Source organism: Streptomyces sp. NBC_00390, assembly GCF_036057275.1.
Taxonomy (GTDB): Bacteria; Actinomycetota; Actinomycetes; order Streptomycetales; family Streptomycetaceae; genus Streptomyces.
Genome location: NZ_CP107945.1, coordinates 1266878 through 1290364 on the forward strand (window position 1 = coordinate 1266878; position 23487 = coordinate 1290364).

Annotated in this window: 17 protein-coding genes and 1 pseudogene; 9 read left to right on the forward strand and 9 right to left on the reverse strand. The window is 70.2% G+C overall.

Translation table 11 applies throughout. The features are described 5' to 3' along the window. Positions 1 to 132: 132 nt before the first annotated feature. Positions 133 to 771 carry an ISAs1 family transposase gene (locus tag OHS70_RS05405; protein ID WP_328394197.1) on the forward strand — a complete coding sequence of 213 codons (639 nt, stop codon included), beginning with the start codon at positions 133 to 135 and terminating at the stop codon, positions 769 to 771. A gap of 229 nt (positions 772 to 1000) precedes the next feature. Next, entirely contained in the window at positions 1001 to 1606 is a 606-nt protein-coding gene (locus OHS70_RS05410) for an O-methyltransferase (RefSeq protein WP_328394199.1), read from the forward strand. Here the strand turns inward: OHS70_RS05410 and OHS70_RS05415 are convergent. The 3 genes and pseudogenes from OHS70_RS05415 to OHS70_RS05425 form a co-directional block, all read right to left on the reverse strand. Next, a pseudogene (locus OHS70_RS05415) lies at positions 1571 to 2705 on the reverse strand (IS630 family transposase). The gene OHS70_RS05410 and the pseudogene OHS70_RS05415 sit on opposite strands and share 36 nt — an antisense overlap. Positions 2706 to 2797: 92 nt before the next feature. Beyond that, a complete protein-coding gene (locus tag OHS70_RS05420) occupies positions 2798 to 5221 on the reverse strand; it encodes a SpoIIE family protein phosphatase (RefSeq protein ID WP_443062731.1) in 2424 nt (807 codons plus the stop codon). A 360-nt stretch (positions 5222 to 5581) separates the two neighbouring features. Then, the gene (locus tag OHS70_RS05425; RefSeq protein WP_328394203.1) at positions 5582 to 6253 is read right to left on the reverse strand and encodes a TetR/AcrR family transcriptional regulator; all 672 of its coding nucleotides are present in this window, start codon (positions 6251 to 6253) and stop codon (positions 5582 to 5584) included. A gap of 155 nt (positions 6254 to 6408) precedes the next feature. Between OHS70_RS05425 and OHS70_RS05430 the strand changes: the two genes are divergently transcribed. The 6 genes from OHS70_RS05430 to OHS70_RS05455 all read left to right on the forward strand — a co-directional run bounded on the left by OHS70_RS05430 (position 6409) and on the right by OHS70_RS05455 (position 14251). After that, a complete protein-coding gene (locus OHS70_RS05430; protein ID WP_328394205.1) occupies positions 6409 to 7362 on the forward strand; it encodes a fumarylacetoacetate hydrolase family protein in 954 nt (317 codons plus the stop codon). A 94-nt stretch (positions 7363 to 7456) separates the two neighbouring features. Beyond that, entirely contained in the window at positions 7457 to 9394 is a 1938-nt protein-coding gene (locus OHS70_RS05435; RefSeq protein ID WP_328394207.1) for an acyl-CoA synthetase, read from the forward strand. Beyond that, positions 9391 to 9741, forward strand: a complete 351-nt coding sequence (locus OHS70_RS05440) for a DoxX family protein (RefSeq protein WP_328394209.1) — start codon at positions 9391 to 9393, stop codon at positions 9739 to 9741. The genes OHS70_RS05435 and OHS70_RS05440 overlap by 4 nt, the downstream gene beginning before the upstream one ends. A 461-nt stretch (positions 9742 to 10202) precedes the next feature. Continuing rightward, positions 10203 to 11981: an FAD-dependent monooxygenase gene (locus OHS70_RS05445; protein WP_328394211.1), complete on the forward strand. Its 1779-nt coding sequence runs from the start codon at positions 10203 to 10205 to the stop codon at positions 11979 to 11981. A 150-nt stretch (positions 11982 to 12131) separates the two neighbouring features. Beyond that, positions 12132 to 13424, forward strand: coding sequence for an FAD-dependent monooxygenase (locus OHS70_RS05450; protein WP_328394213.1), 1293 nt, complete (start codon positions 12132 to 12134; stop codon positions 13422 to 13424). Then, complete coding sequence (locus OHS70_RS05455) at positions 13421 to 14251, forward strand: hypothetical protein (protein ID WP_328394215.1); 831 nt, start codon at positions 13421 to 13423, stop codon at positions 14249 to 14251. The genes OHS70_RS05450 and OHS70_RS05455 overlap by 4 nt, the downstream gene beginning before the upstream one ends. A 112-nt stretch (positions 14252 to 14363) precedes the next feature. Here OHS70_RS05455 and OHS70_RS05460 read toward each other — a convergent pair whose 3' ends face one another. Next, positions 14364 to 14657, reverse strand: a complete 294-nt coding sequence (locus tag OHS70_RS05460; protein WP_328394217.1) for a hypothetical protein — start codon at positions 14655 to 14657, stop codon at positions 14364 to 14366. Positions 14658 to 15762: 1105 nt separating this feature from the next. Here OHS70_RS05460 and OHS70_RS05465 point away from each other — a divergent pair. Continuing rightward, positions 15763 to 16407 (forward strand): CBS domain-containing protein, encoded by a 645-nt coding sequence (locus OHS70_RS05465; RefSeq protein ID WP_328394219.1) that lies wholly within the window; start codon positions 15763 to 15765, stop codon positions 16405 to 16407. 932 nt (positions 16408 to 17339) lie between these two features. Here the strand turns inward: OHS70_RS05465 and OHS70_RS05470 are convergent. From OHS70_RS05470 to OHS70_RS05490, 5 genes are all read right to left on the reverse strand, one after another. Continuing rightward, positions 17340 to 19148: a S8 family serine peptidase gene (locus OHS70_RS05470; RefSeq protein ID WP_328394221.1), complete on the reverse strand. Its 1809-nt coding sequence runs from the start codon at positions 19146 to 19148 to the stop codon at positions 17340 to 17342. Between the two features lie 137 nt (positions 19149 to 19285). Beyond that, entirely contained in the window at positions 19286 to 19885 is a 600-nt protein-coding gene (locus OHS70_RS05475) for a hypothetical protein (RefSeq protein ID WP_328394223.1), read from the reverse strand. A gap of 226 nt (positions 19886 to 20111) precedes the next feature. After that, on the reverse strand, positions 20112 to 21005 hold the full coding sequence (locus OHS70_RS05480) for an IS3 family transposase (protein WP_328394225.1): 894 nt from the start codon (positions 21003 to 21005) through the stop codon (positions 20112 to 20114). After that, complete coding sequence (locus OHS70_RS05485; RefSeq protein ID WP_328394125.1) at positions 21002 to 21307, reverse strand: transposase; 306 nt, start codon at positions 21305 to 21307, stop codon at positions 21002 to 21004. The genes OHS70_RS05480 and OHS70_RS05485 overlap by 4 nt, the downstream gene beginning before the upstream one ends. Positions 21308 to 21712: 405 nt before the next feature. Continuing rightward, positions 21713 to 23398, reverse strand: coding sequence for a CocE/NonD family hydrolase (locus tag OHS70_RS05490; protein ID WP_443062566.1), 1686 nt, complete (start codon positions 23396 to 23398; stop codon positions 21713 to 21715). Positions 23399 to 23487: the final 89 nt, after the last annotated feature.

Genomic DNA, 23487 nt, shown 5'->3' on the forward strand with positions numbered 1-23487 from the left:
TCGGGTGACGAGATGAGTGGTGCGCCCCGGTGTGGTCATTCGCGGGTGATCCGCCGGACTGGAAACGACGAACGCGACTCCTGATGATCAAGGTTGTCGAAGCCAAAGATCATGAACAGGGGTCGCGTTCGCATGCCATCCTCCCTGATCGACGTCCTCGTGCGCCACCGCGAGGACGTCGTACTTCCGTGCCCGCCTGCAGAGCTGTCCGAACTGTGCACTCTGGCCGAGGTCCTGGACCGGGTTCCGGACCCGCGCCGCGTCCGGGGCCGCCGCTACCGCATCGGCGTCCTGCTCACGCTGTGCCTGGTCGCCGTGCTCAGCGGCGCAACCTCGCTGGCCTGCATCGCGCGCTTCGCCACCAACAGCGGCCCGGGCCTGCGCCGACGTCTCGGGCTCGCAGCCTGCACGCCGGCCGCCACGACCCTGGGCCGACTGCTGGCCCGCCTGGACGGCGACGCCCTGGACGACGCCGTGGGCGCCTGGCTCGCCCGACTTGCCACCAACCCCGTCGAGGAACCCGCGCCCGCACCGACCGGGCTGGCCGTGGACGGCAAGACCGTGCGCGGGAGCCGCACCAACGGCGCGGCCGTACACCTGCTCGCCGCCGCCCTGCACGACAGTCAGACGGTCATCGCCCAGCGACAGGCCGAGGCCAAGAGCAACGAGATCCCCGCGTTCGCCCCGCTTCTGGAGCCGCTCGATCTACGCGGCGTCGTGGTCACCGCCGACGCCATGCACACCCAGCGCGACCACGCCCCGGCCAGGTAGATGGATGCGGTCCTCTCGCGACGAGGCACGAGGCCGCGCCTGCTTCAAGCGGTTGATGCAGCGCCACGCACGGGAAGCTCAGCATCACGCGAGCCACCCTCCGATGACCTAGTGCCGCATCAAGCAACGTTCGCCCTCTCGACTACCTCCCGTTGCCGCACCTGGGAGACGCGTGTTCCGAGGGTCGATGATGTTGCGGAGCCCAGCGCGCCATGTGCATGATCCACGGATGGACGACAAGGTGCGCCGGATTCCACCCACCCTGGCCACGCTGCGCGCTGCGACGCACGACGCGGGCTTCACAATGTCGTGCGAGGAGCGAACCGGCAGCTTGCTGGCCGTGCTCGCGGCTTCTCGGCCTGGTGGAAGAATTCTTGAACTTGGCACAGGAGTAGGTGAAGGTACCGCCTGGCTTGTTAGCGGGATGGATGCGACATCCAGTCTCGTCACGGTCGAACTTGACGCGACCGTCCAGACGATCGCCCGTGAGCAACTTGGTTCTGACCCCAGGGTGACCTTCGTGACCGGAGACGGTGGCGATTGGCTCGAGGGATACGACGGAGAGCCGTTCGACTTGGTATTCGCTGACACGTGGCCTGGTAAGTTCACCCATCTCGAGCGGGCCTTGGAACTCGTCGCTCCTGGCGGGACCTACCTCATTGATGATCTATTGCCGCAGCCCAGCTGGCCCGACGGTCACGAAGCTTCGGTAAAGCTCCTGCTCGCCGAACTGGAGGAACGTCAAGACTTCCGGTGCGTCCGGCTGGCCTGGGCAAGTGGTCTCCTCATGGCGGTCCGTTCAGGCAACGTTGGCTGTGGCCACGACCTTGCGTAGGTGTTCGTCGGCGGCGTGCTTGTTCCGCCAGATGATGTAGCGCGGGATCATGCTGTCCCGCTCCTTGTGGCTGGCATGATCGGTGCCGTCCAGAGCGAAGTAGCGCAGCGCGGTGAACTGGGCTTCGATCCGGTTCAGCCAGGAGCTGTTGGTCGGCGTGTAGGCGAACTCGACATTGCTGACCGCGGCCCAGTCGCCTACCCGGGTGTCTTTCTTCGTGGTCAGGTGCGGAGAGAAGTTGTCGAGCACGATGGCGATCCGGATCTGGGGCGTGTAGAGACTGCGAAGGTAGCGGCAGAACTCCAGGAACCTCGTCCGGTTCTTCTTCGGCTTGATGTGGCCGTAGAGCCTGTCCCTGCCCAGGTCGTAGGCGGCGAACAGGTGGCGGACTCCGTGCGGGCGGGTGCAGGTCGCCCGTCGGCGGGGCCTCGGCTCGCGGTCGGGATCCTTGTGCCGTCCGCCGCGTTCGGCCCACTGCCGGCCGGGGTGGGGCTTCCGGTTGAGCGGCCCGAACTCGTCCAGGCAGAAGACGACGTCGGGCTCGCCTTCCTCGGGTATGACCTCGCCGTCGGCGATCGCGTACAGGTGCTCGACGCGGGCCCTTCTTGGCCGCGTAGTCCGGGTCGCGTGAGGTCTTCCAGGTCTTTATGCGTTGAAAGGAGACGCCCTCCTCTCGGAGCAGGATACGAAGGCCCTCGTGGCTGATGTCGTCGACCACCCCCTCGGCGACCAGGAAGTCGGCCAGCTTGGCCAGGCTCCAGGTCGAAAACGGCAAGCCGTGCTCGGCAGGCCTGGACTTGGCGATCTTCTTGATCTCGCGGCGTTCCGGGAGGCTGAAGGTTCTCGGCCGGCCGCCCTTGTACTTCGGGTAGAGCGAATCGAAGCCGTCGGCGTTGAAGTTGTGGATCACGTCCCGGACGCGGTCCGGGCTGGTGAATGTCACCTCGGCGATCTTCGCCACGGGCATGCCTTGCGCGGATAACAGCACCATCTGGGCCCGTCGCCAGGTCACGACCGAACCGGTGCCCCTGCGGATGATCCGCAGCAACCGCCTGCCCTCGTCGTCATCAATCTCCCGCAGCCGTACGCGTTCAGCCACGCGATCATTCTGGCCGCCCGGTGCCGCCCGGCGCAGCAAACCGAGCAATGCCTCATGACAGGGCGAACGTTGCCTGATGCGGCACTAAGGCGTCATGCCCGTCGGTCGGGAAGTTCGATCTCCGCCCAGATGGTCTTCCCCTCGGCACGATGACGCGTACCCCAGCGCTGGGCGAACTGGGCGACGAGCAGCAGACCGCGGCCGCCCTCGTCGAAGGTCCGGGCCCGTCGCAGGTGCGGGGCGGTGCTGCTGCTGTCGGACACTTCGCAGATGAGCGCGGCCGCGCGGATCAGACGCAGCTGGATGGGCGGTTGCCCGTAGCGGATCGCGTTCGTGACGAGTTCGCTCACCACCAGTTCGGCGGTGAACGCCACATCGTCCAGGTGCCACGCGGCCAGCCGGGCCAGCACCTCCGCACGGGCACCGGCCACCGCAGCGGGGTCGGACGGCAGGTCCCAAGTGGCGATGCGGCTCGAGTCGAGGGCCCGGGTGCGGGCGACGAGCAGGGCGACGTCGTCCTGGGGCTGTGCGGGCAGCAGAGTCCGGATCAGGTCGTCGCAGGTGGCCTCCAGCGATACGGAGGGCTGATCGAGGCACCGGCGCAGCAGCGCGAGGCCGCTGCCCAGATCATGCTCCTCACCCTGGACGAGGCCGTCCGTGTACAGCGCGAGGAGGCTGCCCGGAGGCAGTTCCCACTCGACGGTCTCGAAGGGCAGACCACCCACGCCCAGCGGAGGGCCGGGAGGAACGTCGGCGAAGTCCACCTTGCCGGCCGACGTGACGACGGCGGGCGGAGGGTGGCCCGCGGTGGCGGCCGCACAACGGCGCGAGACCGGATCGTAGACCACGTACAGGCACGTGGCGACGAGACCGGTGGGGAGGTCGAGGCCGGGATCGTGGCCGGCAGCGGTCTCCTCCTCGGCCGCCACCTGGGTGACCAGGTCGTCGAGCTGGGTGAGGAGTTCGTCGGCCGGAACGTCGACATCAGCCAGGGTGCGCACCGCGGTCCGCAGGCGTCCCATGGTGGCCGATGCCCGCAGCCCATGGCCCACCACGTCGCCCACGACCAGCGCGACCCTGGCGCCCGACAGGGGGATCACATCGAACCAGTCGCCGCCCAGTCCCGCCCGCGTACGGGCCGGAAGATAGCGATGAGCCACCTCGACCGCTTCCTGGGCGGTGAGTCGGCGGGGGAGGAGGCTGCGCTGTAGGGCCAGCGCGGTCTCGCGTTCGAGGGTGTAACGGCGGGCGTTGTCCACGGCCACGGCGGCTCGCGCACCGATCTCCTCCGCCAGGAGCACGTCGTCCTGGGTGAAGGTCTCCTCGCGCCGGTGCCGGGCGAGGACCGCGACGCCGAGGGTGATGCCGCGGGCGCGCAACGGGATGACCATGACCGAGTGGATGCCGAACGCCTGGACCACTTCCGCCCGTTGGGGATCGGCCTGCTGCCAGTCATCGTGGTTCTCGTCCACGGTGCGGTGCACCGAGGGTCTGCCGGTGGCCAGGCAGCGGACGGGGGGTGTGGAGTCGGGGTAGTCGTCCACGTCTCCCGGCCGGGCCAATGCCTCGGGCACGCCGGGCAGGACGGACTGCTGCGCCGCGCGGCGCAGCGCCACCATACCCGTCGCGGAAGGCGTCGGCTCGACTCCGCGGAACAGGGAGTCCAGCAGGTCGATGGTGACGAAGTCGGCAAGCCGGCCCACTGCCATGTCGGCCATTTCCTGAGCCGTACGCATCACATCCAGGGTGCTGCCCACCTGCGCGCTCACCTCGTTCAGGAGCACAAGCCGCTCCCGGGCCAAGTGCTGCTCGGTGACGTCGAGGGCGGACAGCTCCAGGAACCGCACCTGCCCTGCCGAACTCCTGAGCGGGGAAACGGTGATGGACCAGACCCGTTCGCGTGCTTCGGGCCGGGCTCTGCCACGCACATGGAACTGCTCGGCCTCCCCTGTCATGAACACCCGGCGCATGCCGTCCTCGACCGCATGGCAGATGTGGGGCGGCAGGATGTCGGTGACGCGCCGACCGCGCATATGCTCCTCGCTCAGGGCGAGCTCCCGTTCGGCGCCGACGCTCGCCCGTACGGCTCGCAGCTCGGAGTCGTACACCATCACGGGCAGATGGCACTGCGCGAACGCCTCCTCCGCCGTCGCCGAGTCGGGTTGCGGCCGCTCCGGCGTCGTCGCCACGACGAGCTGCTGAGCGTGGCCCTCGCCGTCGAGCCAGGGATACGCCCGCAGCTGCACCTCCACATGCTGACCGTCCCGGTGCCGGAGCAGGGTCGTCGTACTCCGCCCACTGAGAGCCACGCGAAGTCCCCTCACCATGTCGGCGTCCACACCGAGCAGACGGATCACGGAGCGCCCGATGGCCGCCTGACGCGGGTAGCCGAGCAGGCGCTCGGCCCCCGCACTCCAGCCCGTCACGACCCCCTGGGCGTCGATGACAGCCGTGGCGGAGTCAGCCGGATGCGGGACAGTGCCGGAGTCGTTGTCGAGCGGGGTGGCATCGCGCATGTCGATCATCGCCCGTTCTGCCCCGAGGGACACCTCTCCGTGTGGCCCCCCGAACCACTTCTGTCGGCCCGTTACACCACTTCTACCGTTCTTCGCTCGTGATCGCGCGCCATGGAAGGAAAGGCGCAGATGATGGCCGGTGAACGTGGCCCCGGCCGCGGACCGCCGACCGCGTCAGGGGTGCGATCCGATGCGCACACGGCTGCGACCGCCCCGCTGCCGCAGGACAGGGTTTCGGCCTCGACGCCGCGTTCGTAGGTGCGGATCTTCAGTGCCTGGCTGCCAGAGGGCGCGTTTGCCTGCGGATCTCCCTTGCAGCTCATGGCAGGCCCACTGCCGGTCCTGGCCTCGACGCCCACGTCAGGTCGCGGGCAGCGATGGCAGGGGCCGGCTGGCGACCTCCTGTGCTTCGGCGCGTGTCATGCCGAACATGCGCAGCAGACGTGTGGCCAGTTGATCGGAAACATGCTCGGCATCGAGGTCCGGGCGAGTCTCCAGCAGGTGGAGCACTCCGAGCAGGGCGCCGCCGACCATGGCCACAGCGGTGTGCGGGTCGTCGATGTCCAGCCGTCCGTTGTCGGCGGCGGCCTGCAGGTCCCGCATCGCCTGCGGGGCCAGGCCGCTGTCGGAGGTCAGGTAGGGCATGCCGGTGCGGACGAGGATCCTGGCGATCTGCGTGTGGGTGCGCTGCAGTCGGCCGGTGAGGCGGACGCTGGCGGCGAAGATCTCCGCGGGGTCCTTCAGGTCTCCCACGACGGATTCCAGGAGTGCGCCGTGTTCCTCCAGGGTGAGGGCGACAGCGGCGTCGAACAGCTCGTCCTTGCTGGTGAAGTGGTTGTAGAAGGAGCCGAAGCCGACGTCTGCCGCCTCGGTGATCTCCTGGATGCTCACGTCGGTCCGCCCCTGCTCGGCGAGGAACCGCTGCCCGGCGGCGGTCAGCGCCGCACGGGTGAGCGCCTTGCGCCGGTCCAGGCGGTTGGGCGCGCGGCTGGGCGTCCGGCTGTTGGCCTTGCCCTGTCGGTCGATACTCATCCCTCCACCTTATCCAATGAATCAGTTTTGATTATTTCATCACCACTGACGCCTATTGACGGGGCTGACATCTGGACTGATTCTCTCATCACTGCTGACTGGAGCTGCTCGCGGGAGCGGTCCGGTCGGCGCCTGTCCAGCACTCAGGAGAGCCGATGAGTATCCAGGTCGTCCGCACCACAGACGGCTGGTGGGTGGAGAGTGGCACAGAACGGCTGCACCGCGTCGACACCGACGCGGACACCACCGCCAGCCTGCTCGCCGACCGTTCCGCCGTGCAGCAGGCGGCTGCCCGCGCCGCGGCTGACCCCGACGCCGGGCTTTCCGCTGTAGAGGCCGAGCTGCTGCCGCCCGTCACTACCCCCTGCCGGGTCGTGGCCCAGATGGTCAACTACCGCTCCCACGCGGTGGACTCAGGATTCGACCCGGACACCGTCCCGCCCGCGTTCTTCCGCAAGGCGTCCGGATCCGTCAGCGGCCCGTACCAGGACATCGTGCGCCCGCAGCACGTGCGCTTCCTGGACTACGAGGTGGAGCTCGGGCTGGTGATGGGCGCGGACCTGCTGGTAGGCACCGAGGTCACCGACGCCGCTCTGTCCAAGTACGTCGCCGCGCTGGTCGTCGCCAACGACGTCAGCGCCCGCGACCTGCAACTGCCCAAGACGCAGTTCTACGAGTCCAAGTCGTACCCGACCTTCACTCCGCTTGGGCCCCGGCTGCTCCTGGTCGATGCCGACGATCTGGCCCGCCTGCCGGACCTGCGGCTCATGCTGAAGGTCAACGGGGCCACCCGGCAGGACCGCACCACTACGGACATGATCGTCCGGCCCGCGCGCGCCCTCAGCCTGCTGGCCCGCTTCCAGACGCTGCAGCCCGGTGACGTCCTGCTCACCGGAACGCCCGGGGGCACCGCCCTGAAATCCCCTGGCAGGCTCCTGACCACGCTTGCCGCCCTGCTGCCCCCGCACAAGCGCTGGCAGAAGTTCTTCGCCCGCCAGCAGGCGAACCCCGACTACCTCAAGGACGGCGACGTCGTCACGGCCCGCATCGCGACCGATGACGGAGCACTCGATCTCGGCGAGCAGCGCACGGTGGTGCGCGCCCGCTGACGACTCCCGGGACCCCCGCCCGGGACTGGCCGGCCCGGTTCCCCGTACCGGGTCGGCCACTTGACCCCATCCCTCACCCTGCAAAGGCGCACCGGTGACACGCACACACACCGACCTGTTGTGGCCCGCCCCCGACACCTCCGCCGACCTGTCCGCCATCGAGGCCGTCCCGCTGCATGAGCGTGGCCTGCCCGCCACCACGTACGACACCGTGCTGCGCGCCGCCCGCCTGTGGCCCGACCGCCCGGCCCTGACGGTGCTGCCCGACGCCGCGCGCTTCCTGCGCCCTGCCACAGCCACCTTCGCGCAGCTGCGCGACCAGGTGCACCGCACCGCCAACCTGCTGCGCACGCTCGGCGTCACCCGTCGCGCCGCTGTGGGCCTGCTCGCGCCGAACACCGCGGAGCTGCCCGCCGCCCTGATGGCCGCGCAGGCAGCGGGCGTCGTCGCCCCGGTGAACCCGGGCCTGGCGTCCGAGCACGTCGAGCAGTTGCTGCGGCGCGGCGGCGCGCGGGTGCTCATCGCCGCCGGTCCACAGTTGGATGCACAGGTGTGGGCCACGGCCCGGCAGGTCGCCGCGGCCTTGCGGCTGGACGCACTGCTGGCGCTGGCCCCCACCCTGGCCGACGGTCCCGCCCCCGCTCTGGACCCCATCGAGGGCGTACGCGTGGGCTACCTCACGGAGCTTGCCGCGTCCCATCCCGCCGACCGGCTGGTGGACATCGAGCCCCCGGCCGCCGACGACCTGGCCGCCTACTTCCACACCGGCGGCACCACCGGCACTCCCAAGCTCGCCGCGCACACGCACACCAACGAGGTCGTCGACGCCTGGATGGTGGCCGCGAGCATTCCTCTCGACGAGGACTCGGTGATGTTCGCGGCGCTGCCGTTGTTTCACGTCAACGCCCTGATCGTCACCCTGCTCGGCCCGCTGCTGCGGGGCCGGGGAGTGGTGTGGGCCGGGCCGCTGGGCTACCGCGATCCCGAGCTGTATCCGGTGTTCTGGAAGCTGGTGGAGCACTACCGCATCGCCGCCATGTCCGGCGTGCCCACCGTGTACTCCGTCCTCGCCCACGTCCCCGTCGACGCGGACATCTCCAGCATGCGGTTCGCCGCCGTCGGCGCCTCGCCGCTGCCGCCCGCCGTACGGGAGTCCTTCGAGGAGCACACCGGCATCCCGCTGTGCGAGGGCTACGGGCTGACCGAGGCGACCTGCGCCTCCGCCCTCGGCCTGCCCGGTCACACCCGCCCCGGCAGTGTCGGGCGGCGCCTGCCCTACCAGCAGGTCAAGACCGTGCGGATCGACCCGGACACCGGCGAGTGGCACGACCTGCCGCCCGGCGCCACGGGGGTGCTCGCCGTCAGTGGGCCGGTGGTCTTCGCCGGCTACGTCGCCGAGGACACCGCCGACGGGCCTCGCCTGGAGACCGCGGGGAAGATCCGCGACGGTTGGCTGGACACGGGCGACCTGGCCCGCATCGACGCCGACGGCTTCGTCCATCTCGCCGGCCGTGCCAAGGACCTGATCATTCGTGGAGGCCACAACATCGACCCCGCCGCGATCGAGGACGCCCTCCTCGCCCACCCCGAGGTCAGCGCCGCCGCGGCGGTCGGCCGTCCCGACCCGCACGCCGGTGAGGTGCCCGTCGCCTACGTCACCCTCGCCTCCGGTGCCGAAGCCGACCCCGCCGAACTGCTCACCTGGGCCACCGAACGAGTCCCGGAGCGCGCCGCCGCCCCGCAGGAGGTGCTCGTGATCGACGCCATCCCGCTCACCGCCGTCGGCAAGCCCTACAAGCTCGGCCTGCGCCTGGACGCCACCCGCCGCGCGGTACACGCCGAACTGGCCGCCCAGGGCGCGGACTGCGACCCGGAACGCATCCTGTGCCGGCCGCACGACGGCGGTGTCCGCGTCACGGTGCCCGCCCTTGCCGACGAGGCGGTACGACGCAGGGTCACCGCAGCCCTTGACCGCTACGTCCTGCACTGGCAGTACGCCCCCAGCAAGCCACCTGAGAGAGAAACCCCATGAGCACCGCCGCCATCGTCCTCGCCGTCCTTCTCGCCGGGATCCTCCTCCTGCTCGGGTCGGCCAAGCTCGCGGCAGTACCTGCGATGCGCCAGGCCGCGGCCCACGTCGGCATGACCACCACCCACTACCGCCTGCTGGGCGCTCTGGAAGTGGCGGCAGCGGCCGGGCTGCTGATCGGCCTGCGGATCACCGCGCTCGGTGTCGCCGCCTCGGTCGGCCTGATCCTGCTGATGGCCGGAGCCGTCGTCGTCCACCTGCGCAACGGCGATCCGGCGGCCCGCTGCCTGCCGGCCGTCATCGTGGGTGCCTTGGCTGGAGCCCATCTCGTCGTGCTGGCCGGCGGCTAGCATCGCCGCCGCCTCGGACCTGAGGAGCATCACGATGAGCCGCATCGACGTCCGCCAGCATCTGCCGCCCTGCGCCTCCACACGATGGCTGGCATAGCACAGCATCCACACTCAGGGCCGCCGCCGCAGCCGCCTTCCTTTCGTACGGCTCGTACGGCGCCCACCGCGTCTTCACCGCCTGGCCGCGGAGGCCCTGCGCGGCCTCTGAATCGACACCACTGTTTCCGGCAATCCCTCCGTGCTGTCCGGGCTGCCGGCGTACACCCGTAGCAACCGGGTGCCTTTCGGACCCGACCAGCCTTTCGCATCCGCACTCGCCGCCGCTCGCTCAACTCCGCGAACGGGACCGGTACCCCCGCCTCGATCAATCGACCGGCGAAACGCCCCTGGCGCTGTTACGCCGCCTCTCCTGAGCCTTCCCCACCCCATGGCCCCGAGCCGTGACACCCCGTGGAGTACCCATGAACGACATCGACATCGACATCGACGTCCCCGTCCTCATCGTCGGCGGAGGCGGTGCGGGGCTCACCGCCTCCATGCTGCTCAGCCGCATGGGCATCGAGTCCCTGCTGGTCACCGCCTGGCCGAGCACCTCCGTCCTGCCCAAGGCCCATGTCCTCAACCAGCGCGCCATGGAGGTCATGCGCGACGCCGGCGTGGCCGACACCATCTACGCCGCCTCCACTCCGGCCGAGCAGATGTCCCACACCGCCTGGTACGTCGGCCTGGCGGGCGACCACGGAGACTACGGCCGCAGGGTCGCCAGGATGGAGGCCTGGGGAGCCGGCGGGAACTCTCCGGAGTGGCTCGCGGCCAGCCCGGAGCGGCAGGCCAACCTGCCCCAGATCCGCCTGGAGCCGGTCCTGCGCGCCCGCGCCGAGGAACTCGCGCCCGGCAGGGTCCGCTTCCACCACGAGCTGACCGAACTCGCCCAGGACGACGAGGGCGTCACCGCCACCGTCGCCGACCGCGAAACCGGCGAGACCTACCGGGTTCGGGCCCGCTACCTGCTGGGCTGCGACGGCGGCCGCACCGTCGGACCCGCCCTGGGCATCGTCCAGGAGGGCGTGCGCGACCTCGCCCGCGTGGTCTCCTTCCACATCTCCGCCGACCTGTCCCGCTGGGCGCGCGACCCGGAGGTGCTGATCCGCTGGCTGTGGCTGCCCGGCCTCGGCATCCCCGGTGTTCTCGTGCCCATGGGCCCCGACCTCTGGGGGCCCGAGTCCGAGGAGTGGGTCTTCCACCTCAACTACGGGTCCGAGGACGGCCGCGCGCTGGACGACGAGTCGGTACTGGCCGACCTGCGCACGGGGCTGAGCCTGAGCGAGGAGGACGTAACGGTTCACATGATCTCCCGCTGGACCCTGGAAGGCGTGGTCGCCGACCGCTACCGCACCGGCCGCGTCCTGATCGCCGGCGACGCCGCCCACCGCCACCCGCCCACCGGCGGCCTCGGCCTGACCTCCGCCATGCACGACGTGCAGAACCTCACTTGGAAGCTCGCCGCCGTCCTGAACGGCCATGCCGGCGACGCCCTGCTCGACACCTACGAGACCGAACGGCGCCCGGCGGACGCCACCAACGTCCAGCGCTCGCTGGAGAACGCCATGAACCACATCGCCATCAACGCCCTGTTCGGCGGCGGGCCCGAGGCCGGCGAGGAGGAGAACTGGCGGCAGGCCCGCCGCCTGTGGAGCGAGGACCCCGCCGACGCCGACTTCCGCCGCACCTTCCTGGCCGCCGTGGCCGCCCAGTCCATGGAGTTCAACGAACTGGGCGTCGAGTTCGGCTACACGTACGACTCCGCGGCCGTCGTCCCCGACGGCACTCCCGCACCCGAGAACCCCGACCCGGTCCGCATCTACCAGCCCGCCGCCCGCCCCGGACACCCGCTGCCCCACGCCTGGCTGGAGGACCTCGACGGCCGTCGCGTGGCCCTGGCACGCCTGGTGCGCCCCGGCCGTTTGCTGCTGATCGCTGGAGAGCACGGCCAGGCTTGGTGCGAAGCCGCCGAGAAGATCGCCGCCGAGAGCGGGCTGCCGCTGGACGCGATCCGGATCGGCCACGTCGAAGGCGACTACCGCGACCTGCGCTCCACCTGGACCGCCGCCCGCGGCCACACACCGCAAGGCGCCGTCCTCGTCCGCCCGGACCGTTTCATCGGCTGGCGCGCCCACGGCGCGGCCACCGACCCGGTCGCCGAACTGACCACGGCACTGGACTCCCTGCTCGCACGGTAGGAACCGCTCACCTGCCGTGCCACCCGGCCTGCCGATCAGCGCCGCAGTCGGCGGGCCGGGCCATACCTTCATCTCCGCCTCGCCTCCGCGGCACCGCGGCACCCGCCCCACCATCGCGACAGGTCGTGGAGGCCACAGGAAGGAATCCCCGTGAACGACCCGACATCCACCCCCGTCCCTGCTGCCGACGCCCATCAGGGTCTGCACAGTGAGCAGGGCGCCCTGCGCGGGGAGCACCCCGGCCGCGCCGCCCAGCCCGTCATCAAGGTGATCGACCTGGCCTGGCTGGAGTTCACCAAGCCCGACCTGGACCGCGCCGAGACCTTCGCCCACGACTTCGGCTTCATCACCGCTGCGCGTACCGATGACACCCTCTATCTACGGGGCGCCATGGCCGGACCGCACTGCTTGGTGATCCGCCGCGGCCCCGCTTCCCGGTTCATCGGCCCCGCGTTCCAGGCCGCCGACACCGCCGACCTCGACCGGCTGGCCCGCGCCACCGGCCACAAGGTCCGCACCCTGACCGCGCTGCCGCGCGCCGTCCACCTGGACGACGAGGTGCATCGCATCCGCCAGGCCATGGGCGTTCATGAGACGTTCGGCGCAATCTCCCGTCCCGCCCGCGGCATGCGGCTGGTGGACGGCTCCCACCGGGTGCTGGCCGAGTTCCGCCGCGACAACCCGTGCGGCCGGTACGGCTTTCCCGAAGCCAACATGTTCGACCAGCCCGAACTTGAGCAACTGATGCGGGACAACCTCCAGAATCACCCGCTGGTCACGCTGCGTGGAGGCATCGAGGTCACCGCTGTGACCCCACCCCCGCACGGTGGCGCTCCGGTGCCGGTGACCTTCCGGGACGAGGACACCGGTGTCTCCCGCACGATCCTGGCCGACGCCGTCCTGGGATGCGACGGCGCCAACAGCCTGGTCCGTGCCTCCATCGGCTCCCGGATGCAGGACCTCGCCGCTTCTCAGCAGTGGCTGGTCGTCGACGTCCGCTGCCGCCTGCCGCTGCCCGCCTGGGACGGCGTCCACCAGCTGTGCGACCCGCAAAGGGCGGCCACCTACATGCGCGTCGGCGAGGACCGCTACCGCTGGGAGTTCCGCCTGCGCACCGGCGAGCAGCCGGAGGAGCTCACCGACCGCGGGCGTGACCGAGCCGGTACTCAGCACCGCGGTGCATGTCGAGGCACTCGGCACGGCGACGCTGACCACGGCAGCCTTGTGCCTCTCGCCCCGGCCAGGCCGGCGGTGACTCACCGCGGACTCCGCCCCGCGGCGGGCAGCCACTGTCCGGCGCTTTGTTCACGGCGCCGGTTCTGCTCGGCTACCAGCCGGTTGACCCTCGTCCGTACTTGTTCACCCACGCGCACAGGATCGGTCGCACCCGAGGAAGGTTCAATCGCCGGATGGCTGAGACTGACATTGACCTGGGGGTCGTGACGGCGCCGTCGGGGGTCCTCGTGCTGGGGATGGCATCGTGGATCGACTACTGGCCACAGCTGGGCCAACCGCTGTCCGAGCGCGCAATTGCCGCAGCGTCGATCGGCGGCGGGCATGTCCACGACTGGGTGTGTGAGATGGTCGCGGTTCCCGCAGCGGATGACAGGCCGTTGCTGGTCCGGGCCAGCGCGACGGCGTCCCCCTTCGACGGAGGACCGACGATCGCGGTCCTTGAGATGGATCTCGGCCTGCCATGGGTCGGCACCGCAGGGGACGAACGGATCGTTCTCGGCGACTTGCCGGTCGACCGGTGCGGCATGGTGCTCGGTGACGCGGTCGCACTGGACTCCTGGACCGGAGGCGGCCACCCGTCCACCGACGGTCTTGCCGACGTCACCTACTGGGGTGGCTACGCGGAGGCCGCCCACCTTCAGTTCGGGGGAGAGCTGATCACTCAGCACGGCAGCCAAGTGCGAGGGTGGCTCGACCTGTCTCTTGCCGACGTCGAGGAGCTCGCCGACGCCCTCAACGCCTGGGAAGGCGACGAGCAGGGCCGGGGCGTCATGGTCGCGGTTGATGAGCACACGGATTTCCACCGCTTCAACCGCGCGAGTTGGACCCACCCGCTTCAGATCGGCGCCATCGAGGTCGCTGGCTGCCCGGTGGTGGGAATCAACTGGGACGGCGGCGACCACTCGATGAGACATCGTGGCGAACGTCGCTTCGGGCAGGTCTATCCCGTGACTCTTCAACGTGGCCCCGAGGGCCAGACAACGATGCGCTGGACGATCCCGCCTTACGTCCCGAGCCAAGAGCGCACAGACTGATCGACAGGGCACCAACGACAACTCACTGTGTCCAAGCCAAAGCATCACTGGTGAATACGCGACACCTCGACATGCGAGCTCGCCAGTCCCAGGGGCCCGGCTCGGGGGAACGTCATATTGGTCTTCGTGTCTCGACACCCTGGCTGTCTTCTCCCACCTGGCCCTGCCAGTGGGCGAGGTTGTGCCGGACGATCCGTATGTGCGGATGGTCTTCGCCCAGCACCCGCAGGCAATCGTCCAGCAGTCGTTCGTAGGCGTCCCCGGCGGTGCCCACCTCCCAGCTGTGGGCCCGCCGGGATAGCCGACGCGCCCCCCAGCCCCGCCACCAGGCCCAGTTGCCATTCATCAGCGCGCCCACCGCCAAGCTGGCCACCGCGGCGGCCGCCGCCAGGAGCGGCAGCACCACCCGGGCCGGCCGATGCTGTGCTGCCCGTTCCGCAGTCCGCGCAGCCTCACCCACCCGGGCCGCGCTCGCACCAGCCCCGCCACGGCGCCCAGCTGTCGCCATTCCCGCCCCCCGCGTGGTCACTGCCCGCACTTGGAGGGTAGCGCCCGGCAGTGACACGGCACAGGCGAAAGAACGGCCACCGTCACATGGCACGCGTGGCCACCGCCGCCGCCGACTGCGGCCCGTCCCGGGGAGCTGAAAAGCGGCGGCGGCAGGAGGGGGAGGGGTGGCCGGGGTGCGGCGTGCCGTCACCCGGTCGCCGCAGGGCCGGGCGCCGTACTCCCGCCGTCGCACATGACAGGCGCGTGAGGAGACCGCACCGCCGGCCGTGGCCGAGGGGGAGCAGCTGCTGCCGCGCGGCGGCGCGAACCGTGGGGGCGCTCCGCTCAGCGCGGCGCCGTCGAGCCGACCCGTCCGGCTGACCGTCTTATCGTGGCCCGGAAACCGGCCGCCCGATCGGCCTGGTCCGGAACAGCGGATTGGGGACTGGGAAGATGAGGCGTGAGCACCGCCCGCCGCCCCTTGGGCACCGGTCCCCGTCCCATCGCCGAGGCGGAGCTGTCTCCAATTGGAGACAGTCGCGAACGCGGCCGTACCGCTGCGGAGCGGGCCGTGTCGAGCCGCCCATCAGTGTCACCGAGCACCAGGTGAAGACGTGGCCGCCGGACCGCCGCCTACTGGGCACCGGGCCCGCCCTCTTCGGGTGTGAGACTGGTGAGTCGCCTGTTGAGGGGGTCGCGTATTCGCGGCTGAAGCCCGCAGCTCAATGACGCTGAGTGAGCGGTCAGGGGGACGACCTGATCATCCCCATCGACAAGCGCAAGGGCCAGGCGCCCAGCGTCGCTGGCATCTACCGCGCATTCGGTCGCACTCCTGGCGTGGGACCGCCGACCTCCCCGCCAGCCCGAACGTTCACTGGTCGCCGGAGCGGCGCGGTGCTGTCATGGGTAGGGAGGACGGCGTGGAAGTGCCGGCAAGGGCGCAGAGGCCGGCGCGCCGCGCGTGGTCCGCCCGGGCGGTCCGACCGCGGCCGCCCCGTCGCAAAGCGGAGGAGGCCGATGCCATGCTGTACCGCCGCACGGTCGGTGACGTGATGACCAAGGACGTCGTCACCTTCCGCCCCAGCACACCGTTCCAGGAGGTCGCCGCCCTGCTGGACGCGAACGACATCGTCGCGGCCCCGGTCGTCGACGATGACGGCGCTCCCGTCGGCGTCGTGTCCGCGTCCGACGTGCTGCGGCACGAGACCGGCATGCCCGACCCGCAGGGTCAGGACGGGAACGACGAGCGCTCCTGGGGCAAGGCCCGGGCCCGAACCGCGGGCGCGCTCATGAGCAGCCCCGTCTTCACCGCCCGCGCCGACTGGACGATCCCCCGGGCCGCGCGGGAACTCCGCAGGCGGCACGTCAAGCAGCTGCCGGTGGTTGGCGACGACGGACTTCTCACCGGCATCGTCACCCGCAGCGACCTGCTCGACGCCTTCGTCCGCTCCGACGTCGAGATCCGCGGCGAGGTCGAACAGGACGTCTTGGGGCGCATCCTCGGCCTGGACGAGGGCACCCTCGCGGTCGAGGTCCGGGACGGGGTCGTCACCCTTCGGGGACACGTCCCGGAACCGCGTCTCGTCCCGGTGGTCGTGGGCCTCTGCCAGGGGGTCGACGGTGTCGTCGCCGTGGACGCCCACCTCGCCGCCGCCCGGGCGGGCTAAGTGTTCTGCCCCGGGAGGGCCGACCACCAGGTGCAGTCGAACTAGATCCCGGCACGAGACCGTCCCCACCCACCCACGCTCACTCTCCGTCTATCGCATTTGATGCGAGAATTTCGCATCAGATGCGACCCGGGGGCGTCTTCGCAGGTCAATCGCCCGATGGCGTGACGCACCCGCAAAGGCGCCGCCGCGACGACTATCGTGGTTCCGCGCGATGCCGAGGTCAACGTCCCTGGTGGGACCGCTCGACCCGCCGTTCGGGGGTGACCTCCAGGTCGGGTGTCGCCTATTCGCATCCGATGCAATTCGCGTCGGTAGTAGTTGGCGTACAGGAATTAGCGCTGAGATTGATCAGGGTGCAGTGCGAGGAAGGCCCGTGAGGCCTGTGCTGGCGCCCTGGCCACGTGGACCGGTCAGCTTGTGTCGGAGCCTTGGGGGGCGGTGAGGTTACCGAGCAGGTATTCCTGGGTGGTGGCGGGGGTGAACCCGGCCGCGGTCAGAGCCCGTGCGGTGGCCCGGCGGTGCCGCATCGCAAGGCCGGGGACGATGCCCAGCCCTGGACTACGGAAAGGCGGCGGGCCGGGAGCAGGTCCGCCGCTGTGCGCAGCAAACCACCGCCACGGGCTGGAGGACACGTGTGACACACCCCGCCCCGGGGATGCCGAGGTGATGCCCATACGCATCGGGGCACGCCCGGGCTCCTCTCTCCGTATCAGAAGGGCGGGCCGCGACGACTGGCAGCGACCCTCCGGGGAGGCGTCGGTTGCTGCTTTGGGCGGGCGGCTGTCTGCGAGCCGGGCCCGGTGGATGCGGGTGCGCACGATCGGTGTCCGGAATCTGTTCGGCTGACACCCCTGGGTGTTCTTTGCCGGCTGTCGGGTTCCGTCCCCCGGCGCTTCGCCACCGGGGGACGGAATTCCTGCGCGCTGTGTTCAGCTGCGGGGGTAGGGTCCGGCTGCCGCGTGGGCCTGTTCGGTGCGGTAGTCCTGCTGCTGCCAGGCGTGGGGGATGCCGAGGGCGGTGGGGGCATCCGCGATCCCGGCACCCATGCGGGCCGGATCAGCGCCCGGCAGGGGGCGGCAGGCGGTGCGCAGCAGGGTGTACAGGTGGTCGGCGCGGGCCGGGATGCGGGGCATGACCTGGGTGCGCAGATGGTCGTGGTGGGCGAGGAGCAGGGCGGCGAGTCCGGTGACGTGGGCGGCGGCGACTGCGGTGCCGTCGGCCGGGGTGTAACCGTCTCCCAGTGCGGTGGTGATGACCGCCGCGCCGGGTGCGACCAGGTCCACCCCCGGCCAGGTGGGGGTGAACGGCGCCGGATAGGGTCCGGGCCACGGCGGCTGCACCGCCGCGAGAGGGGCGGTGGACGGGTAGGTGCCGGTGTGTGCGAGTGCTCCCACCGCGAGGACCCCGGGCAGGGCGGCGGGCTGGGTGAGGGGGCCGGCGGTGTCGCCGGCGGGGGCGATGACCGTGATCCCGGCCGCGTGCGCGTCCAGCAGTTTCCATGCCATGAGCTGCGACGGAAACGCGTAGGCGAGGTTGATCTGGGCGATGTCGATGTCATGCGTGACGCAGTAGTCGACCGCGCGGAGCAGGTCGCTGACGTGCCCGCCGGGGAACAGTTTCAGCGCGTGGAGCTCGGCCTCCGACGCGATCCCGGTGATGCCGGTGCGGTTGTCAGCCGCCGCAATCACTCCCGCGCACCAGGTGCCGTGACCGGTGATATCCACGTTCCACGTGCCGTCCCCACCGCCGACGGTGGTGAGGTCGTGGCCGTGCCGGACGCTCTCTTTGAGGTCGGGGTGGTCGGTGTTCACTCCGGAGTCGATGAGGGCGACCTTGATGCCGTGTCCGCGGTAGGTCGGGGGGATCTGGTGCAGCCGCATCGCCTGCGTCCCCCAGCCCGTCAGCGCCCGGCCGGGGGAGCCCTCGAACGTCTCCGCCAGGGCCTGTACCTCCACCACCGCCTCCCCGTCCTCGGTGAGATCGGGGCGGCCGGTCCGCAGCGGCCAGTAGCCGCTGACGGGCCGCACATACAGCCCCTGGAGGGTCTCCGGCGTGTCCGCCGCCAGCGTCAGGCTCACCCGCCCGTCGCGGTCCGTGACCCCGTGCACCGGAATACTGCTGCCGATCGCCCACACGTGCGCCCCGGCCACCGCCTGACCGTCACCGCCCACCACCCGCAGCCTGACCGTTCCGGGCTCCTCCAGGGTGATGGTGAGCATCGGGTCCACCACCGGCACCGCAGTGCCCATGCCGGTGCTGATCGGTGGGGTGGGGGTGTAGGCGAGGGGCTGGTCGGCCTCCACGACCACCTGCGGGTTCGCCGCCAAAGCGCGGGCCCGCTGCTCGGACATCGCGACCACCGCGACAGGAGGGCAGGCCGGATGCGGCTCCGTGATCGCCCCCAAGCCCTGGGGACGGGACGGGCGCAGCTGTGCCACCGGTTCCACCTCGGGGTCTTCCTCCAGCAGGGCGAACAGCGCGGCCGCTTCGATCGGTGGCACCCCGCCGCCCAGCATGCCCATCGGGCGCGGCGCCACCAGATACCGGCCCCACCCCGCCCTACCCCCCCGGCCCTGGGTATATCCGAGCGCCTGTGCCTCCCCGCCGAGGCGTCCGGCCGGCTCACCCGTACCGCCCGCGGCCTCGCCGGTCTGCTCCGCCGCGGCCTTCTGCGCCTGGGCCTTGCCCTTGCCGTTACCGCCGTTGCCCGGCTTCACACCGCCGCCTTGCTCACTCATCACCCAACCGCCATCTCACACTCAAGGGCTGCTTCACTTGTCACATCACGTCTCGAAAGCTGCTGCGTGGCGGGGGCGGCACCTCGCCCCCACCACGCCGCCCGTCACTGCGGCGCATCGCCGCCCGGCCGGGGTCGTTACATGCCCAGAGGCGACAGCTGCCCGAACTGCGGCTGCTGCCCGAACATGCCCTGCCCCTGGCCAAACCCCGGGAACTGGCCGCCCTGTCCCATCTGGCCCTGTGGCTGCTGGCCGGGGAACTGACCGAACTGCTGCTGGCCCTGCTGGCCCTGCTGGCCCTGCTGGCTCTGCTGGCTCTGCTGGCTCTGCTGGCTCTGCTGCACCAGCGTCAGGATCGCGATAGGCAGCGCCTGCTGCACGGACTGCTCCACAGCGCTCCGCACGCCCTGAAGCAGGGTGTGGTGCAGCGCCACAGCCAGGTACGGGTGCGCATGGTGGGCCAAGCCCTGCTGCTGCAGCTGCTGCTGAACCTGCTGGATCTGCTGCAGCGTCTGCTGCATGCGCTGCGCCACCTGCTGGCTCGCCTGCTGGCAGGCCTGCTGGATCGACTGCTGAACCACCTGCGCGATCTGCTGCTGCGACCCGGCGATCTGCTGGCCGAACTGCTGCTGGCCGAACTGCTGCTGGCCCTGGCCCTGCTGCCCCCAGGGCTGCTGCTGGTTGTACGGCTGCTGGGTCTGGGGCTGGCTGATCTGCTGGGGGGTGTAGACGGACATGCGGGACTCCTCCTTGAGCCTTGCGGATGGACACGGCCAGGCGCCGGCCTGAAAGCCGGTCCGCCGCCGCCATCGAGCAGCAAACCACCATCCGACGAAGAACACATTCCGGGACATACCCCCAAGGGGAGTGCCGTCGGCAGAGAGGTCCACCTGCCGGTGTGGCTGTCCCATCCGGCGGTGCGGCCGCCAGTGAACTTTCCCCGTGATGCTGGACACTCGTTGCTTACGCTGCGAGGGCGTGTTCTTGCTTGTGTCGTTGTCGGATCTCCAGCGGGGTGAGGTACCCCCAGGCCGGATGCTTCCGCAGTCGTCTGCGGTTGTAGAAGGTCTCGATGAAGGCGAAGATGTCCGCGCGGGCAGTGGTCCGGTCGGGCCGGCGGCGGGTGCCGATCTCCTCTTTGAGCAGTGCGAAGAAGCTCTCGGCGGCGGCATTGTCATAGCACGAGCCGGTTCGGCCCATGCTCTGCCGTAGCCCCAACCTGCTTATTTCCCGGCGGAGTTCGTCAGAGGTGTACTCCGCTCCGCGGTCCGGGTGCACGATGCAGCCGGGCTGGAACCGGCCGCGTCCGGCGGCCATCGTCAGCGCGTCGACCACCAGGGACGCGCGGTGGTGATCGGCCATCGAGTAGCCGACGATCTCGCGGGTGGCCAGGTCCAGCCAGGTCGCCAGATACAGCCGGCCCTCGTCGGTGGGGACGTAGGTGATGTCACCGACCAGTTTCCGGCCCGGGGCGTCGGCCGTGAAGTCGCGGCCGATCAGGTCCGCGGCGGGCACCGCCCTGTTCGCCGGACGGGTCAGCGACCGGCGCTTGCGCCGGGTGACCCCGGCGATGTCGCGCTCACGCATGATCCGCTCCACCCGCTTGCGGTTGACCCGCCGGTCCAGCCTGCGCAACTCGGCATGGATACGCGGCACCCCGTAGGTGCACCGGGAGGCGATGTGCAACACGGTGATCTCGTGGGCCAGGACGTCGTCGGCGGCCCGGCGGGCGGCGCGGGCCTGCCCGCCGGCCGACCAGGCGTAGAAGGAGGACCGGGCCACCTTCAGCAGCCGACACAGCAGAGCAACATTGTGGGTGGTCTTCTCCACCTCGATGAACGCGTAAACCGCGCTCATCGATCGCTCTCCTTCGCGAAGAAGACCGCCCCTTTTCGCAGCACCTCGATCGTCTCGGCCTGCTCACGGTTCTGCCGACGCAGCCGACGCAGCTCTTCCCGCCCCGCGCTCGTCAGCTCGCCCGACGCCCCCTGCCCGCGGTCGATCGTGTCCTGCCTGACCCAGTTCCGCAGCCCCTCGGCACTGACCCCGATCTCCCGGGCCACCTCGGTGACGGTCTTCCCGGAGGACCGGACCAGCGCGACCGCGTCGCGCTTGAACTCCTCCGTGTACCGCCTGCTGCGGTTGCTCTTGCTTCCCACCCGGCACTGCTTCCTCTGGAACCTCACGTCCCGGTCTCCAGGTGTCCAACATCAAGGGGAAGCTTCAGGTCCTCCCGAACCGCCAACATTCTTAAGGACCTCGCATGACTTCGCTGACCTACCCGGACCTGCCAGAAAGCTGCCTGGTGGTCCTCATCGGCGCATCCGGCGCAGGAAGAGCACGCTGGCCGGCACCTGGCCCGCCTCACAGGTCCTGCCCCTGCACGCCCTGCGCGAGGCGGTGAGCGACGACTTCTCTGTCAAGTTCAGCGTGTCGAAGTGAATCGTGGCCCCCGTGGCCGCTGCGTAACCCTGATTTGGTTGACCTGGCCGGTGAAGAGTGCTGGAGGAGTGAGCCGGGCCGAACGGCCCGGCTCGTCGATCGTTCCCCGGAGGGCTGACGAATTACGCGAGCCCAGAACTGCTGGGAAGTACCAGTGCCGAGTCCGTGTGGAGCGTGATGCGTACCGGTGTGAAGGTGGTGGCGTCCACCGGCGATTCACCGGTGCCGGGATTGCGGGCGTAGCGTGGGTGGGCGCCTCCGCTGATCTGCCAGCGTATGCGGTGGCCGACGGGGAAGCGGTGGGCGGTGGAGCTCATCGGCACGGTGACCTGCGAGGGCGCCTGTTCGGCCGTCCGGAGTCGGCCGAACCCGTCACAGATGTTGACGGAGCGGCCTTGTGGGTCCACGTCGCACAGGCGGGTGAAGACATCGGCGTGTCCGGTGTCCGTGGAGATGCTCAGCCGTGCGGAGACGGGGCCCAGGATGTCCATGGGCTCGGTCAGTGGTGGGCCGGTGAATGTCAGGACATCGTCTCGGGCCTCCAGGGTGCCGTTGTCCCGGGGACCGGCGGTGCGGGAGAGCAGCGGGCCGCCGATGGAGGGGGTGGGGTCGACCGGGTCGTAGCGGAACGCCGTCACGGGTGCGGAGTCTGCGGGGGCCTGCTGGGTGAGATGCCCGCCGGAGATGGGGTACCACGAGGTGGCAGCCGCGGCTGGCGGCCAGTCGTCGAGGTCCCGCCAGGTGTTTTCGCCGCCGATGTGCACCCGCACCGCGGTGGGACGCAGGCCGGAGGGATCGCCGTACAGGTGGGCGCGCAGCCACGCGACGCTTTCGGCGAATACCTCGGGCCATCCTTGCTGCAGGGCCGAAGTGTGCGTCCAGGGTCCGACGAGCAGGGCGGTCTCACATCCGGCCTGGCGCAGCCGGTCGTACTGCTCGAAGGTCTGGTCGACCAGTGCGTCGTGCCATCCGGTGATCAGAGCCGTGGGCACGCGGAGCCGCTCCGCAGACTTCGCCAACGACGCGCCGCCCCAGTAGGCGTCCTTGGCGTCCGGGTGTGTCATCACATCGTCCAACCAAGGCAGTTCGCTGCCGAAGGCTGACACGTATGCCCCACGCAGGGGCTGCGCGGTGGTGACGGCGCGCAGGCGGCGCTGCAGGCGCAGTGTCGCCTTGAGGAACGGTGCCATGCCCTGGTGCTGGTAGTTCATGCCCACGCCCACGGCGAGGGCGTTCTCCAGGCGCAGCACACCGTCTGCGTGGAACAGGGCGCAGGGATCGTGCAGCCCTACTTGCACCACCATTGCCTTCAGTTCTGGCGGTGGGTCCAAAGCGAGGGCCCATTGCACGTAGCCCAGGTAACTGGGGCCGACGGTCCCCAGTGTTCCGTTGAACCAGGGTTGATCGCGCAGCCAGGACACCGCGGCCTTGCCGTCGGCGGCCTCGTTGCGCCACAGATCGAACACGCCGCCCGAACCGCCGGTGCCGCGGCAGCTCTGCAGGACCACGTGGAAGCCCTGTTCGGCGAAGAGCATGCCGTACTGGGGTGACCACGGCAGGCCCCGGCCATAAGGCGAGCGGACCAGGAGGGTGGGGAAGTCGCTGTGGGCACGCGGAAAGAAGTGGTCAGTGAGCAACGGACTGCCGTCGGCGGCCGGCACCACCAGCCCCGGCTCCCATCCGACCTCGTGCCGTTTCGCCGGCAGACCTCGCCAGGCCGCCCTCATCATCCGTGAGGAAAGCGGCGGCTTTCCGGCGGGTGGCACCCAGGCCGGTCCGGCTACGGCATCGGGCGTGCGTGATGGCATCGTTCCCCTCCTCTATTCTCGTACGTTGTACGAGAATAGAGGATGCTTGGATGACCTTGGCAAGAGCCGCCTCACCAACCAGAGGAAGG

Excerpts from the sequence above, each read along its gene's own strand:
- OHS70_RS05405 (WP_328394197.1), top strand. The coding sequence starts at position 133 with ATGCCATCCTCCCTGATCGACGTCCTCGTGCGCCACCGCGAGGACGTC.
- OHS70_RS05410 (WP_328394199.1), top strand. The coding sequence starts at position 1,001 with ATGGACGACAAGGTGCGCCGGATTCCACCCACCCTGGCCACGCTGCGC.
- OHS70_RS05420 (WP_443062731.1), bottom strand. The coding sequence starts at position 5,221 with ATGCGCGATGCCACCCCGCTCGACAACGACTCCGGCACTGTCCCGCAT.
- OHS70_RS05425 (WP_328394203.1), bottom strand. The coding sequence starts at position 6,253 with ATGAGTATCGACCGACAGGGCAAGGCCAACAGCCGGACGCCCAGCCGC.
- OHS70_RS05430 (WP_328394205.1), top strand. The coding sequence starts at position 6,409 with ATGAGTATCCAGGTCGTCCGCACCACAGACGGCTGGTGGGTGGAGAGT.
- OHS70_RS05440 (WP_328394209.1), top strand. The coding sequence starts at position 9,391 with ATGAGCACCGCCGCCATCGTCCTCGCCGTCCTTCTCGCCGGGATCCTC.
- OHS70_RS05445 (WP_328394211.1), top strand. The coding sequence starts at position 10,203 with ATGAACGACATCGACATCGACATCGACGTCCCCGTCCTCATCGTCGGC.
- OHS70_RS05465 (WP_328394219.1), top strand. The coding sequence starts at position 15,763 with ATGCTGTACCGCCGCACGGTCGGTGACGTGATGACCAAGGACGTCGTC.
- OHS70_RS05470 (WP_328394221.1), bottom strand. The coding sequence starts at position 19,148 with ATGAGTGAGCAAGGCGGCGGTGTGAAGCCGGGCAACGGCGGTAACGGC.
- OHS70_RS05475 (WP_328394223.1), bottom strand. The coding sequence starts at position 19,885 with ATGTCCGTCTACACCCCCCAGCAGATCAGCCAGCCCCAGACCCAGCAG.
- OHS70_RS05480 (WP_328394225.1), bottom strand. The coding sequence starts at position 21,005 with ATGAGCGCGGTTTACGCGTTCATCGAGGTGGAGAAGACCACCCACAAT.
- OHS70_RS05490 (WP_443062566.1), bottom strand. The coding sequence starts at position 23,398 with ATGCCATCACGCACGCCCGATGCCGTAGCCGGACCGGCCTGGGTGCCA.